The organism is Fictibacillus terranigra, from assembly GCF_030412265.1.
GTDB classification, from domain to species: domain Bacteria; phylum Bacillota; class Bacilli; order Bacillales; family Fictibacillaceae; genus Fictibacillus_C; species Fictibacillus_C terrinigri.
Genome location: NZ_JAUHLN010000001.1, coordinates 1,371,438 through 1,386,692, shown reverse-complemented (window position 1 = coordinate 1,386,692; position 15,255 = coordinate 1,371,438). Strand labels below are relative to the sequence as shown.

The 15,255-nt window shown below is 44.1% G+C and carries 14 protein-coding genes and 2 pseudogenes; 2 read left to right on the top strand and 14 right to left on the bottom strand.

Annotated elements, in window-relative coordinates; genetic code table 11:
- Window positions 1-99: 99 nt before the first annotated feature.
- From QYF49_RS06920 to QYF49_RS06905, 4 genes and pseudogenes are all read right to left on the bottom strand, one after another.
- A complete protein-coding gene (locus QYF49_RS06920; protein WP_290398853.1) occupies window positions 100-612 on the bottom strand; it encodes an adenine phosphoribosyltransferase in 513 nt (170 codons plus the stop codon).
- A gap of 30 nt (window positions 613-642) precedes the next feature.
- Window positions 643-2,973, bottom strand: coding sequence for a single-stranded-DNA-specific exonuclease RecJ (recJ, locus tag QYF49_RS06915; RefSeq protein ID WP_290398852.1), 2,331 nt, complete (start codon window positions 2,971-2,973; stop codon window positions 643-645).
- 61 nt (window positions 2,974-3,034) lie between these two features.
- A pseudogene (gene secDF, locus QYF49_RS06910) lies at window positions 3,035-5,240 on the bottom strand (protein translocase subunit SecDF).
- Between the two features lie 173 nt (window positions 5,241-5,413).
- Complete coding sequence (locus tag QYF49_RS06905) at window positions 5,414-5,659, bottom strand: post-transcriptional regulator (protein ID WP_290399071.1); 246 nt, start codon at window positions 5,657-5,659, stop codon at window positions 5,414-5,416.
- Between the two features lie 137 nt (window positions 5,660-5,796).
- Between QYF49_RS06905 and spoVB the strand changes: the two genes are divergently transcribed.
- Complete coding sequence (gene spoVB, locus QYF49_RS06900) at window positions 5,797-7,350, top strand: stage V sporulation protein B (protein WP_290398851.1); 1,554 nt, start codon at window positions 5,797-5,799, stop codon at window positions 7,348-7,350.
- 26 nt (window positions 7,351-7,376) lie between these two features.
- Here spoVB and QYF49_RS06895 read toward each other — a convergent pair whose 3' ends face one another.
- Complete coding sequence (locus tag QYF49_RS06895; RefSeq protein ID WP_290398850.1) at window positions 7,377-8,045, bottom strand: DUF421 domain-containing protein; 669 nt, start codon at window positions 8,043-8,045, stop codon at window positions 7,377-7,379.
- Window positions 8,046-8,250: 205 nt separating this feature from the next.
- Here QYF49_RS06895 and QYF49_RS06890 point away from each other — a divergent pair, with 205 nt between their 5' ends.
- Window positions 8,251-8,613, top strand: a complete 363-nt coding sequence (locus QYF49_RS06890; protein WP_290399070.1) for a TIGR04086 family membrane protein — start codon at window positions 8,251-8,253, stop codon at window positions 8,611-8,613.
- Between the two features lie 81 nt (window positions 8,614-8,694).
- On the opposite strand, the gene yajC is transcribed toward QYF49_RS06890, so the two are convergent.
- The 9 genes and pseudogenes from yajC to QYF49_RS06845 form a co-directional block, all read right to left on the bottom strand.
- On the bottom strand, window positions 8,695-8,958 hold the full coding sequence (yajC, locus tag QYF49_RS06885; RefSeq protein WP_290398849.1) for a preprotein translocase subunit YajC: 264 nt from the start codon (window positions 8,956-8,958) through the stop codon (window positions 8,695-8,697).
- Between the two features lie 33 nt (window positions 8,959-8,991).
- Entirely contained in the window at window positions 8,992-10,134 is a 1,143-nt protein-coding gene (tgt, locus tag QYF49_RS06880; RefSeq protein ID WP_290398848.1) for a tRNA guanosine(34) transglycosylase Tgt, read from the bottom strand.
- A gap of 4 nt (window positions 10,135-10,138) precedes the next feature.
- Complete coding sequence (gene queA, locus QYF49_RS06875) at window positions 10,139-11,173, bottom strand: tRNA preQ1(34) S-adenosylmethionine ribosyltransferase-isomerase QueA (protein ID WP_290398847.1); 1,035 nt, start codon at window positions 11,171-11,173, stop codon at window positions 10,139-10,141.
- A gap of 21 nt (window positions 11,174-11,194) precedes the next feature.
- Window positions 11,195-11,392 (bottom strand): DUF2905 domain-containing protein, encoded by a 198-nt coding sequence (locus QYF49_RS06870; RefSeq protein WP_290398846.1) that lies wholly within the window; start codon window positions 11,390-11,392, stop codon window positions 11,195-11,197.
- Window positions 11,392-12,390 carry a Holliday junction branch migration DNA helicase RuvB gene (ruvB, locus tag QYF49_RS06865; RefSeq protein ID WP_290398845.1) on the bottom strand — a complete coding sequence of 333 codons (999 nt, stop codon included), beginning with the start codon at window positions 12,388-12,390 and terminating at the stop codon, window positions 11,392-11,394. Before ruvB ends, QYF49_RS06870 begins: the two co-directional genes overlap by 1 nt.
- 13 nt (window positions 12,391-12,403) lie before the next feature.
- Window positions 12,404-12,997, bottom strand: a complete 594-nt coding sequence (gene ruvA / locus QYF49_RS06860) for a Holliday junction branch migration protein RuvA (protein ID WP_290398844.1) — start codon at window positions 12,995-12,997, stop codon at window positions 12,404-12,406.
- A 171-nt stretch (window positions 12,998-13,168) separates the two neighbouring features.
- A complete protein-coding gene (locus QYF49_RS06855) occupies window positions 13,169-13,756 on the bottom strand; it encodes a YhcN/YlaJ family sporulation lipoprotein (RefSeq protein ID WP_290398843.1) in 588 nt (195 codons plus the stop codon).
- An 87-nt stretch (window positions 13,757-13,843) separates the two neighbouring features.
- On the bottom strand, window positions 13,844-14,944 hold the full coding sequence (locus tag QYF49_RS06850; protein WP_290398842.1) for a phosphotransferase: 1,101 nt from the start codon (window positions 14,942-14,944) through the stop codon (window positions 13,844-13,846).
- Window positions 14,826-15,255: pseudogene (locus QYF49_RS06845) on the bottom strand (hypothetical protein); the annotation flags it as partial. The gene QYF49_RS06850 and the pseudogene QYF49_RS06845, both read right to left, overlap by 119 nt.

Genomic DNA, 15,255 nt, shown 5'->3' with positions numbered 1-15,255 from the left:
CTGTAAAGTAAAAACCGAAAATTGTCGAATTTCCTTTATTTACAATTCCATATGAAAAAGAAAGAGTACCCCGTCATCGGTGAGCACCCTTTCGATCTTTTAATATTGCGTTAACGTAAAAATATCATATCCGGATAACTTTTCGCGTCCATCCAAATACGTAAGTTCAATCATGAAAGCGATCCCTGCCACAACACCGCCGAGTTCTTCAACGAGCTGAATCGTCGCACCTATCGTTCCGCCTGTTGCCAGAAGATCGTCCGTGATCAGAACTCTTTGGCCAGGTTTAATAGAATCCTTGTGCATGGTCAAGACGTCTTTGCCGTATTCAAGACCATAGCTTACTTTTACCACTTCACGGGGAAGTTTTCCATCTTTTCGAACCGGCACAAAACCAAGCCCTAATTTATAAGCTACCGGGCATCCCACAATAAAGCCCCTTGCTTCCGGGCCTACAATCACATCGATGTTGAGATCCTTAGCATAATCAGCAATATCATCCACCGCTTTAGCGTAAGCTTCTCCATCTTGCATCAGTGTTGTGATGTCTTTAAACCGAATGCCCTTAAGCGGAAAATCATCCACAACAGAGATATATTTTTTGTAATCCATCTTCTTTTTTCCTCCTGTATTAACGCCTGATTATTTCCCTGTAAACTGATCAAAGCAGTTCTTCAAATCTTGATAGGAAGAATAGACAAGTTGATTTTCAATCTCCGCTTGTTCCAATTTACTCCTATATGTATATGAATGCTTCAGGTCTTTTTTGTCAGGGCGGTCATTAATCGAAATAACACCATCTTCTATTGTAACAAAATCCAGCTCAAAAAACACTTTTGACATAAAGGGCACTGCTTCACGCGACCAGCCTTTAAGTCTTGCCAGCTCTTCTCCATGCTTGTCGGCATCAAATGTTTTCCGTTTTGTTAAAAATGCATAGAACCATCTAAACTGCTCTCTTGTCGGGACAGATGAAAAGAACTGATCATTTTCCTGATGGAAGATAACATAGGTTCTTTCCGGTTCTGGATTGCTTTCGAGCAGATAAAAGAATTCTTCTCTTGTTTTCGGCACATCGAGGAAAACTACATACTTTCCTTGAAAATGAACATCCTCTTTTTCCTGCGGATAAAGGCGGATCTGATCGATCATGTCCGAAAATGCTGGATGTGACTTCGTTTCTGCATTAAAGGCAATGAACAGCACTTTGTTCTTGGGAAGACCGGCCATTTTTTTCTGAACATCCCTAATTCCCCGGAGATCAAATAATTGCCATTCCTTAACGGCCAGATCGCTTAGCATCAGCTGTGGTTTACGAAATCCGTTCCATTCATTAATCGACAGCTCTCCGACTGCCGATACAGGTGAATGGTAGCTTAGCTCGTCCATCAGAGGGCCTTTATGGAAACCGATCGCATCGAGCTTTTTTTGCCCATCAGAGAATTGGATTTTTAGATGATTCGACTGGCTGCCGATCTTCTTGATCTCACCGATTCTAACATAAGGAATGAGCACGCGGGGAGTCGGATTGTTCACGCCAAAAGGTGCCAGCTTGTTCATTTGTTCGATCGTTTCAATGGTAACCTCATCAAGGGAGCATTCCAGATCGATGAACGTGACCGGTTTAAAGTCTTCTTCTGTTAATTGTTCGCCAGCCTGCCGGTTCAGCCTGGTTCTCAGCTCTTCCAGATCACTCGCTGCCAGGGTCATGCCAGCCGCCATAGGATGCCCTCCAAAGTGCGGAAGTATATCACGGCTCAATGATAGGTTCTCAAACATATCAAAGCCTTCAATGCTCCTCGCTGATCCCTTGGCGAGACCTTTCTCTTCATCAATGCTCAACACAATCGTCGGACGGTAGAACTTTTCAACCAAGCGCGATGCAACGATTCCGATGACTCCTGCGTTCCAGCCTTCCTTGGCTACAACAAGTACATTATTTTCTTCAGGCGGATACTTCTGTTCCACCATTTCAACGGCTTCCTTTGTGATCTCGGATACGATCGTTTGCCTCGTTTTGTTCAATTGATCAATTTCAGCTGCAAGCATGGCAGCTTCCTCTTTGTCATCTGTCGTAAAAAGGTGCACGGCCGGAACCGCAGAATCAAGTCTTCCTGCCGCATTTACACGGGGGCCGATCGCAAACCCGACATGTTCTGCATTAAGCGCTGTATCTTTTAAACCAGCAACTTCAAGGAGTGCCTTTAATCCGGTCTTGGTTGTTCTCTCCAGCGCTTTTATTCCTTCTTTTGCAATGATCCGGTTTTCATCCACGAGAGGAACAAGATCCGCGATCGTTCCTATGCAGGCGATATCCAATAAGTGCAGAGGAGCATTTCCCAGCAGAGCATGCGCAACTTTAAAAGCGACACCTACTCCGGCAAGCCCTTTAAAAGGATACGGACACCCTGGTTTTTTGGGATTGATAATACTATACGCATCAGGCAGAACAGGTGGCGGTTCATGATGGTCTGTGACAATGAAATCCAAGCCGATCTCTTTTGCGGCACGAGCCTCGTTTACGGCAGAAATCCCCGTATCAACTGTAATTACAAGACTGAATCCTTGTTCCTTCGCCCATCTCAATGCGGGTTCATTCGGCCCATAGCCTTCTGTAAACCGATTAGGTATGTAAAAATCAAAATTAGCGTTCAACGCCTTTAATGTATAAACCATGACAGATGTACTGCTTACCCCATCTGCATCATAATCACCAAAAACAAGAATCTTTTCCTGACCGGCAATCGCCTGTTGAATCCGGTCCACAGCTTCTTTCATCCCATCCATTAAGAAGGGATCATGGAAAGCCTCCGTTCCGGCGGATAAAAATTGTTGTGCACTTGCTTTTGTTTCCAATCCCCTTGCAACTAAAAGGTTGGCAACCAACTTCGGGATTTTTAAAGAAGAGGCCAGTTCTTGCACTTTATCTTCATCTAAAGTTTGAACATTCCACCTCGTTCGTGCATTTAACATAGAAAAATCACCTCATAACCTATTTATTATACAAAATGGGTTACAAGGTGACAATGAATTCCTAGGCCTGATTATTGGCAGATTTAAATTTTAGCTTTTTGAGCTGTCTGGATTTAAAAACAAACCATAACTGAGAGGCGATACATATGGATGCATACGTACCGAAAATGAGACCGATTAACAGTGCAATTGAGAAGTTCATGATGGACTGGTTTCCGAAGATGAGCAATGCGACTACCGTCAACACAACGGCAAATACCGTATTAATCGATCGGGTGAGTGTCTGCATGATACTGTCGTTGATCACCTTATATAGGGTCTCAACGTTTTTCACCTTCGTAAACTTCATGTTCTCACGTATCCGGTCAAACGTAATGATCGTATCATGAACAGAGTAACCTACGATGGTTAATACGGCAGCGATGAACGTCAGGTCGACTTCGAGACGCAAAATACTGAACACCGCGACAATCAGAAACGCATTATGCAGCAGTCCGATTACAGCAGCCAGCGACATCAGCCATTCAAAACGGAGACTGATGTAGATGATGATTCCAATGGAGGCGATCAGCACAGAGATGAGGGCATTTCTTGCCAGCTCCCGCCCTACCGTTGGTGATACCGTATTGATATTTGGCTGATCTCCATATTTTTGTTTGATCACTGTATTTACTTTTGCGACTTCTTCACGAGAGAGCATACCAACAAAAGATACCGTTGCTCTGTTACTGTTTTTGCCAGAGATTACGGGCTGGCCGTCCGGTTTAAGGCCCATCCCCTCAAAGTCCTTTGTGATTTCAGCAGCATTTAACTGCTTCCCGCTGAATTCTATTTTCGTTCCGCTTTCAAAATCAATGCTAAGCTTTAAACCTATAGTTAAAAGGCAAATAAGCCCAATGATGGTCAAAAGAGAGGAGAAAATAAAGAATTTCTTCCGTTGTTTAACAACATCAAAATGAAAATTCGGGTTTCTAAAGCTCATGTATATCACTCTCTTTCACTCCGAAGTAACCCGGTTTTTTGTTCAGGAATTTGCTGTTTACCCAGAGGCCAAGCAAAATTCGGGATACATACACGTTTGTAAAGAAGCTCGTTACAACACTCACGATAAGTACGAGAGCAAATCCCTTAACGGAGCTTGTTCCGTATGCAAATAGAACTGAGGCTGTAATGATGGAAGTTAAATTCGCATCAAAGATCGGAGCAAACGAGCGCTTCGAACCTGCCTTAAAAGCGGAAGCGATGGATTTTCCTGAACGGATCTCTTCCTTTATTCTTTCAGCCGTTATAATATTTGCATCAACAGCCATACCTACCCCCAGGATAAAGGCTGCGATTCCCGGGAGAGTCAGTACTGCATCCATCCAGTCAAAGATGAGAAGATTTAAGTAGATATAGAAGCTGAGAGTTACGATAGCGATCAAGCCTGGGAACCGGTAGTAAAAAGCCATGAAAAGGAAGACGAGTGCGATACCGATAATTCCGGCTGTTACTGTTTCGTTCAAAGCCTGTTTACCAAATTTAGCACCGACAGAATTTGAATAATTCTCATGCAGCTTAACAGGAAGTGCGCCTGCATTCAGAATCTCAGAGAGGTTTTTCGCTTCTTCCTGGGTAAAACGGCCTTCGATAACCACCGTTTTTTGATCAAGTTCACTGTTAACAGATGGGGCTGAGATAAATTTTGGGTTTTTCTTTGTTGCCTCTTCTTTATATGAATCACCTTTCTGATAATCAAGCCAGATCACGAGCTGATTTTGTCCAGGCCCCATGTTCATGACTTTTTTGGTGACTTTTCCAAACTTATTCGGATCTTTCAGGGTCAGCTGTACGATCGGCTGATTTTGCTGGTTAAAGGTAACTTTTGAACCTCCCCCTTTAAGGTCGGAGCCATCAAGCAAAACCTTATCATTGACGTCACGGAACGTCAGCTGCGCCTGTGTAGAAAGGAGTTTTCTTGCTTTGTTCTGATCCTTGATTCCTGCAAGCTGAACACGAATCCTGTTTTTCCCTTCAATGGTGATGTTCGGCTCAGAAACACCGAGTACGTTTACCCGTCGATCAAGGGCTTGTACGGCACTTTTTAGAACATCATCTGTAATTTTTTGCCCTTCCTTGGCCGGTTTTACATCATAAAGAACTTCAAATCCCCCTTGTAAATCCAGACCGAGCTTAATATTTTTTACAATCCCCTTCGTTGTCATTCCGATCAGACCGACAATGACGGCAAAGATTATAAAAAACGTAAGTATCTTGCTCTTTTTCACCATTCTTTCTTTCCTCCTTCATGCTGCCGACACACTTTTTACCACGATAATGAAATATGTATAGAAAAGTGCAATCTTCCCCATTATAGCGACTGTTGTTTTTTTCTGTCAATTTCAATCAGGAAACTTTGTAAAACTTTACATATTCCAATATTCTGCGGTTTTTATTGAACTTATTGTACATCTCTTTTAAACGCTTCGAGTGTCAGCCAATTCATAAAATCAGTCAGTGATAATCCTAGAATCAGACCGACGAGTATATGGAGCTTGGCTTCCTCTTTTTTCTTTTGGGCCTTACGAATGACACAATTCCATACTTCTTCTTCCGAAACACTTTCGTACCCAAGAAAATGAAACTCCTCGGCTTTACTTTGCAGAGCCGGTCCGACCTCCGTTTTCATGTCTTCAAATCTTATCACATCCAATGTTTCGTTCACCTCTCATTTGTTTTGGTGATTAAAAACAACTTGTCATTCTTTGTCCACTTTCTCCATATAAATGGGTTACACAGAAAACCGATGTCAAATTCACTTATGACAAGAAAGTAGGGCCAACTATGTCAAAACAAACCCTTATCCAGGGAACACTGCTGCTCATCCTCGCCGGATTGATCACACGAATCCTTGGGTTTATTAATCGCATCGTAGTCGCCCGGGTGATGGGACAGGAGGGCGTCGGCCTCTATATGATGGCTGTACCCACCATGCTGTTAGCTATCACCCTTACACGAATGGGGCTTCCCATTGCCATCTCCAAACTCGTCGCGGAGGCCGATGCGAAAGGCGACCGCCAAAGGATCAAAAAGATATTAATCGTCTCCCTGGCCATTACTGGTGTGCTCAGCGTCATATTCACAACAGCCATGATCGCGGCTGCTCCTATATTGTCTCATTATTTCTTTACAGACAAAAGAACCTTTTACCCATTAATCGCGATAGCACCTGTCGTGCCCGTTATCGCTGTTTCTTCTGTCCTAAGAGGATACTTTCAAGGACTTCAAAACATGCGCCCGTCTGCTTACTCCCAGGTCATTGAACAGATTGTGAGGATTACTCTTGTTGCCCTTCTCACCGGACTTTTTCTTCCTTATGGAGTGGAATATGCTGCGGCTGGAGCGATGATTTCCGTCATCATCGGAGAGCTTGCTTCCTTGATCTATATGTTCTCCATGTTTAAGTTGAAAAAAAACATGAAGGTCCGAAAAGGCTTTTTCAAACAGTTGAAAGGCGGACGCTCCACATTGAACGATCTGCTCGGAATCGCTCTTCCGACCACTGGAAGCCAGCTCATCGGTTCTGTTTCCTACTTTTTTGAGCCGATCGTCGTGGCTCGGAGCCTGGCCATTGCTGGGGTGAGTATCTATGCTGCAACAAGACAATATGGCGAGCTGGCAGGATACGTTATCCCATTGCTGTACTTGCCGACCTTCATAACCTATTCGTTATCAGTTTCGCTCGTCCCTGCCATCAGCGAGGCGAACGCGAATAAAAAATATTCGCTTATTGAACACCGGCTCAACCAATCCCTTCGCCTTTCGATGCTGTCTGGAGGCATTGCAGCCGTTATCACCTTTGTTTACGCTGTCCCAATTATGGATCTGATGTATGACTCTCCTGCTTCTGCGTCTTATTTAAAGGTTATGACACCACTGTTCTTCTTTTTATACTTCCAGGGGCCGCTCCAGGCTGTTCTTCAGGCGATGAACCTCGCCAGAGCGGCCATGATGAACAGTTTGATCGGCTCAGTCGTAAAGCTGGCTGCAGTTTTCGCCTTTGCCACCAGGCCTGAGTTCGGAATCATGGGGGTTGCGTTGGCCATCGTTTTAGGTATAGTTGTCGTGACTCTCCTTCACTTCGCAAGTGTTGCCAAAGCCATCAGTTATTCGATTAAAGCAAAGGATTTTATTTACGGATTCCTCTCCATCATCATCACTGGTTTTGTTTCTCAGCTCATCTATACGTTTGTCTTCCCTCATTTTTCGAGGGTATCCGGTATGTCCCTTTGCCTCCTTTTAACCGGGATTGTATATTTATTAACGCTTCTATTTTTCCGCTTGATCAAAAGAGAAGATCTGACTCATCTTCCGCTCATCAAAAGGTGGGTCGCATAAAAAAAGCCTTTCTCATAGGAAGGCTTTTACTCATCTTTTTTATCCACATACAGTAAACCCTTTTTATTTACCGTACAGATGGAGATGTTTTTTGGATCTCGTATTCCCATCTTCCTCAATTCCTGACGGAGCCATAGGGAGGTCTTACCAAGCTTTTTCAGATGGTCCTCTTGAATTTTGCCATCCAGTATGACAGGAAAAACAAGAGGAAGCGGGCTGCGTTCATCCTCCATATCAATTTCCGGATCATCTTTCGTAATAACGGAAAGCTTTCCAGTCGCCTCCAGTATGCCAAATTCCACATCCGCCACATTTTTAATATTATTTTCCCTTAATTGGATCAGCAGGTCATCAAAATTATAGCGCTGTTTTTTCATTTCATTTTCATTAATATGCCCGTTTTCGATGATGATGGAAGGTTTGCCGTCCACAATTTCCCGTACTTTTTTGCTCTTCAATGAAAGGAATGCAAGGAAAATTTGAATGAGGAACAAAACAAAAATTCCGACTAGGTGCTTGAGCATTGGTACTTGTGGGTCTTCTATCGAGATGACCGCGAGCTCAGCGATCATGATGGAAACAACAAAGTCCAGCACAGACAATTTGCCTATTTCCCGTTTTCCCATCAGGCGGAATACACCGATCAAAATAAAATAAACGAATATGGTCCTCAGAATGATTGTATAATATTCCATTGCTCTCCCTCCTTTCATTTTCATCACAGTTAGTTTTACCCAGCTGATGGAGAACATGACTCGAAGGTTTTGGTAATTGAATTAAATAATGGTCATTTTCCTTAAGGCCAGCTAAAAAATGTTCGTCTATTTTGGGGGACAGTGAATATGGATATAAGGAAGGCTTGTATGTAAAGGGGGACGAATTCAAGTGGCTGTTCGGCATATGTTTTCGGCAATGATGAAAGGTGTTGCTACGATTTTGGTTGCCATTATCATAAGCAGTCTTATTCTTTCTCTTCTTTTGCGTTTCACCTCTCTGACAGAATCTTCATTAAAATGGGTAACGACTGGTCTATCCTTTCTCTCTCTTTTTATCGGTGGATTCTTATCAGGGAAAAAGGGCAAAGAAAAAGGCATTATGCTTGGTTCAGGTACCGCCCTGCTTTTTTCCTTGCTCGTCTTTTTAGTGCAATATTTAGGATATCAGACCACCTTCACCTCGATGCAATACGTGTACCACGGGATCTTCTTGCTTCTTTGTATGCTGGGAGCGATCATGGGCGTCAATTTCAGCAGTCATAAATAGAAAGAGGCGCAATCTCCCGATACAGCTAGAAACCTAATAAAAAAATGGCAGGAAGCAACGGGGCTTCTGCCATTTTTTATATTACTGAACGTCTCTTGCTTCACGAATCGCGTTGCGGTCAAACGTTAATGCTGAACCGTCCTTCGATTTAATAACCACCGTGTTTTCTTCCAGCACTTCAATCGTGCCATGAAGACCGCCGATCGTTACTACGTGATCACCTTTTTTCAAGCCACTCTGCATGGTTTTCACCGCTTTTTGTCTTTTCTGCTGAGGTCTGATCAGCAAAAAGTAAAAAATGACAAACATCAGTAAAATCGGTAAAAGAGAACCTAAAGAACCCATTAATTTCCCCCCTTTCTATTAGTAAAACAGGCGTCAAAAGTTTTTAGCACCGGGTTTATTAAATCCGTATTGTTCAAAAAATTCTTCTCGGAAATCAAGCAGCCTGTCCTCTCGGATGGCTTGCTTCACCTGCTCCATTAAGTTTACCAAAAAATAAAGATTGTGGTAACTTGTGAGCCTAAAACCAAATGTTTCGTTGCTCTTCACAAGATGGCGGATATAGGCACGTGAATAATTTCGACATGTGTAGCAATCGCAATTTTCATCGAGCGGCCTAAAATCGCGGGCATATTTCGCATTCCGGACCACCAGGCGCCCTTGACTGGTCATAAGCGTGCCGTTCCGTGCGATACGGGTTGGCAGCACACAGTCAAACATATCAATCCCACGGATTGCCCCGTCGATCAGTGAGTCCGGTGAGCCGACTCCCATTAAATATCTTGGTTTATTGTCAGGCAGATAAGGAGTGGTAAACTCAAGAACCCGGTTCATCACGTCCTTCGGTTCCCCAACAGAAAGACCGCCTACCGCATAGCCTGGAAAATCAAGAGAGACGAGGTCTTCTGCACTCTGGCGGCGAAGATCTTCATACTCGCCCCCCTGAACGATACCAAACAGTCCCTGGTCATTCGGGCGTTCATGAGCAGCGAGGCATCGTTCTGCCCAGCGGCTTGTACGCTCAACCGAGGATTTCATATACTCATACTCCGCTGGATACGGCGGACACTCATCGAATGCCATCATGATGTCAGAGCCTAAAGCATTCTGAATTTCCATGGCACCCTCAGGACTAAGAAACAGCTTTTCGCCGTTCAAATGGTTCCTGAAATGTACACCTTCTTCCGTGATCTTTCTCAGATCACTCAAGCTGAACACCTGAAAACCGCCGGAGTCTGTCAGAATGGAGCGATCCCAGTTCATAAATTTATGAAGGCCGCCTGCTTCACGGATGATCTCATGTCCTGGACGGAGCCAGAGATGATAAGTGTTGCTTAAAATAATATTGGCGCCGAGGTCTTTTAACTCTTCAGGGCTCATCGTTTTCACCGTTGCAAGTGTTCCAACCGGCATAAATACCGGAGTCTCGAATACACCATGTGGCGTATGGACTTTCCCAAGCCTTGCCCCAGACTGCTTACATGTTTTTATTAATTCATACCGGACAGCTGCTGTCATGTTTCTACTCCCCTTCTAAAATCAGCATGGCATCTCCAAAGCTAAAGAAGCGGTATCCTTCACGCACAGCTTCATTATAGGCGTTCAGGACATTTTCACGGCCTGCAAGCGCGCTGATCAGCATAATCAAAGTGGATTTTGGCAGATGGAAGTTCGTAATCATTCCGTCGATGGCCTTAAACGTATATCCCGGATAGATAAAAATGTCTGTCCATCCAGAATCCTCTTGAAATTCACCGTGTTTTCCAGCGACGGTCTCCAGGGTACGGGTTGATGTTGTACCGACCGATATGATTCTGCCGCCGTTTGTTCTAACTTCATTCAAAAGTGCCGCAGTTCCTTTTGTCAGCTGGTAATATTCCGCATGCATGTCGTGTTCTTCAATGTTTTCAACCGACACAGGACGGAAAGTCCCCAGTCCAACATGAAGCGTGATAAAAGCGACATGGATTCCTTTGTTCTTAATCTCTTCAAGCAAGGACTCAGTAAAATGAAGACCCGCTGTAGGAGCTGCTGCCGACCCTTGGTGTTTGGCAAAAACCGTCTGATACCGTTCTCGCTCCTCCAGCTGTTCTTTGATATAAGGAGGCAATGGCATCTCGCCTAGAGAATCCAAAATTTCATAGAAAATCCCTTCATATTGAAATTTAAAGATACGCCCACCCTGATCCGTTTCCTCCAGGCAGACGGCCTTGAGCAGACCGTTTCCAAAAGAAACTACAGTGCCCGGTTTTACTCGTTTCGCAGGTTTCACCAGTGTTTCCCATGTATCGCTGCCTGTTTCTTTCAGCAGTAAAATTTCAATCTTTGCTTTTGTATCTTGTTTTTCCCCGAGCAGTCTTGCCGGAAGTACTCTTGTATCATTCAGAACAAGGCAGTCTCCCGGGTTCAAATAATCGATGATATTTTTAAACGTATTGTGCTGCACCTGTCCTGTTACCGGGTCAAGCACCATGAGCCGGGAAGCCGTGCGGTCTTTCAGCGGTGTCTGAGCGATCAGCTCTTCCGGCAATTCAAAATCAAACATATTGATGTCCATTTTCTTCTCCTGTTTCTCTAACTATTTAAAACGCCCAATGACATAGAATATCAAAGACAGTACGATGCTGATGATAATCGATGTGACGATGGGAAAATAAAAAGTGGTGTTTCCTTTTTTAAAGACGATATCACCTGGAAGCTTGCCGACCAGCGTCCACAAACCTCCAGCGATGATCAAAATAACTCCCATAAGTATCAACAGACGAGAAATCCCCATTAAGGATTTGGCACCTCCATATTAAAATGCTCGTATGCAAGGGCCGTCACCACTCGTCCTCTAGGGGTTCGCTGTATAAATCCAATCTGCAGCAGGTAGGGCTCATACACATCTTCTATCGTATGAGATTCCTCACCGATCGTAGCAGAAATGGTTTCAAGGCCTACCGGTCCGCCTTTATATTTGTGGATGATCCCTTGTAATAATTTATGGTCAATATGATCCAATCCTAAACGGTCAACCTGAAGCATTTCCAGCGCCCTGTCCGCCAGGCTGATACTGATCGTATCCGTTCCATCAACTTGGGCAAAATCACGTACTCTTTTGAACAGGCGATTGGCAATCCTCGGTGTCCCTCTTGAACGGCGTGCAATCTCTTGGGCAGATGGAACGTCGATTTTCATGCCAAAAACTTCACTCGTTCGTGTGACAATTTCGGTTAACTCTTCATTAGTGTAATATTCGAGACGTGCCAGCACACCAAACCGGTCGCGTAGAGGTGAAGACAGCGAACCTGCTCGGGTAGTTGCCCCTACCAACGTGAACGGAGGGAGTTCCAGGCGTACAGACCGTGCAGTCTCACCCTTTCCGATCACAATGTCAAGGCAGTAGTCTTCCATTGCAGAATACAGCACTTCTTCAATCGCTCTGGAGAGCCGGTGAATCTCATCGATAAACAGCACATCTCCGGGTTCGAGGGCCGTCAGGATGGCTGCGAGATCTCCCGGCCGCTCGATAGCGGGGCCGCTGGTGGATCTGAAATTAACGTTCATTTCTTTAGCGATTATGGAAGCGAGTGTCGTTTTCCCAAGGCCCGGGGGGCCATATAACAAAACATGGTCTAGGGCTTCATTTCTAAGCTTAGCCGCTTGAATAAAGATATTTAAATTTTCTTTCACTTTCTCTTGGCCTATGTACTGATGCAAATATTCCGGACGCAAACTTAATTCAAAAAAGTCGTCCTTTGAGCTTTCACCCGATACTATCCTGTCGTCCAAAGCGATCACGCCCCTAATGGTTCACTAGCTTCTGCAGCGCTTTCCTTATGTATTGATCTGTTGTCAGATCTTCTTTTTTAAGGGAAGGCAGCACTTTATTGATTTCTTTCTTGGCATACCCCAATGCGGTTAAAGCCTCTACCGCTTCCTCAAGCTGTTCTGTAGTGCCGGAAACCTGGCCCGCAAATAATCCTTCCATTGGTTCTTCTGTGAAAATTGAAAGTTTTCCTTTAAGATCTAAAATCATCTGACGGGCCGTCTTCTTCCCGACTCCAGGAAATTTCACAAGAAACCCCTCATCCTCTGCTTCTATTGCACGGATGACTTGCTCAGGCTGTCCAAATGCCATGATGGCCAAGGCGCCTTTAGGGCCAATCCCCGATACATTTATTAATTTTAAGAATAAATCACGCTCTTTGCGAGTTTTAAAACCGTACAGCGCAATCAAGTCTTCCCTTACATAATGATAGGTGTAAATGGTCTCAGATTGCCCGAGACGATAAATGAATGGATTTGGACAAAAAATCTGGTAACCGATTCCATTCACTTCTAAAACTGCATATTCAGCAGATACGTGCGCGATCTTTCCATTTATATGTTCAATCAATCAATTTCTCTCCTTAAAAAAGCGACCATACGTTTCTGTCAGTATTGTATCACAGAGTCAGTCCCAACGGGGAGTTTAACACAAAAAACGAGGGGGAGTGTGAACTTTTTTTGAACCTGCTGATCGAAATAAAAATAAAACATAAAAAAAGAGAACAGAAAAATCTGTTCTCTAACGGTTGTTTTCGAAAGGACGTTTTACTGCATCTCCTAAGTTGGTGCCGGCATTTCCGATATCAGCCATGATTCCTTTAATATCAGAGCTGACTTCATCAGTTGTCTTGCCATCACGCAGATTATTATCTACGTTAGTGATTCGATTCACGATAGAGTCATCAGTTGTTACGCGAACATCCCGATTGGGAACCAGTTTTTTCACTTCTCTATACACTCTCTTATCGACAGCGCTCTTATCGTTTTCACTGGTATCTATCCCGACAATGACGGTGTTATCATTCAAAATAACGTGAGCATCGTCTACATTGTTCATACTGTTGACCCTGTTTCTGATCTTCTCGGCAAGTGCACCATCGTAGTCTTCATGATACGTTACATTATGATCGGTACGGTTATTATCCATCATGTCTGTCACTGGGCCTTTGCTGCGGTCCAAATCCCCGCGGTTGTCACCCTCGTTGGAATAATATCCGATTGGCCTAACATCATTATCGTTCCGGTCAAGTGCACCTTTGTTATTGTTACAGCCCACAAGACCAGCTGTTAATGCTAGAACTGTCATTCCGCTTAGTATGAATTTCAATGCAAAAACCTCCTTTCACCACTAGAATGGCAATCGGAGGCTCTTTTTACTCTGTTACATACCGGTAAGACATATAATTTCTGGATATTACCTGGGATACATGACCAATTTTTCCTGAACAGCTTTGATAAATTTTCTCCGAAACGGAAGGTCCTCTTCTGTGAAGGTAGTCATTTCTTTGATCTGTTCTTTTCCTGCTTCAAATGCTCGATTCCATTCCCGATAGAGGTCGGTTGGAAAAACCAAGGCGATCAAGAACCATTTTTTTCGAAGAAGCGCTTCCAGCTCTGGATCTTCACATTTTCGCAATATGGATGGAGACCAATCCCAGTATGGCATGATTCGGTTTACATACTGTAAAATATCATAATCATGCGGGACAATAGAAAACAGATCATAATCAATCAGTATGACTTTGTCCCCCTTTAAGCGCATAAAGTTATGAGGCGCCACATCCCCGTGACACACTTCGCCCTTTTGTCTTGCCTGGTGTTCCATTCTTTCCAGCTCTTTTCGGTTAAGATGGTTTAAAGACCATTTCCCCCAACCGATCATTTCCTGAAAAGCTCTACTCATCTCTTCAGACACATAATGCTTTTTACTATTTCTTTTAAAGGCATTGTAACGTTTGGTCCATTTTTCAATAAGAGAATAGCTGGAGAGTAGAGAGAGATAAGCGTCCGATTGAAAAATGCTCTGCCGGTGGAAACTCCGAATAGCGTGGATGCCGTCTCTTACATCTTTTTCATCATTGAGATCCAGCTCATCGCCCTTATAAAACGGCATGATCCCCCAATACATATTATCATAAAAATGTATTTTTCTTCCGATGGGGAAGGAGGTATAAATTCCCATCATGGGATCCGGCTGCTCAGAATACCAGCGTGACAGTTTCAGCTGCTCCAGGCATTCTTCCTTCCGTGAGAACCCTTTTAAAACATAAACGCCTGCTTTTGTTTCTATGATACAGACATTATATTTCACAAAATAATGGTTTTTTACATCCAAGCCTTTTTCAGTGAGGCTATTTAAGAAGAGACGCTTTCTTCTGAAACCGTCTCCGTATGAATTATTCTTCATCTTCATCTTGGCTGTCTGACGAGCCGTCGCGTTGTTGTGCTTGTGTGTATGGATTCGGCATTCCTTGCATCTGGCCCATCTGCCCTTGCTGTGATGGATAACTGCCATAAGATCCCCCGGACATATCCCCATACCCCTGTGAACCTTGGGAAGGTGGATATTCACCATACATTTGTTGAGCCGGCATTCCCTGACTCATCGGCTGACTGCCATACTGGCTTGAATTTCCATATCCCATCTGCTGGCTTCCGCCATATGGCTGGCCTTGCATTCCTTGGCCCATCTGCTGGCTTCCGCCGTATGGCTGGCCTTGCATTCCTTGGCCCATCTGCTGGCTTCCGCCGTATGGCTGGTCTTGCATTCCTTGGCCCATCTGCTGGCTTCCGCCGTATGGCTGGCCTTGCATTCCTTGGCCCATC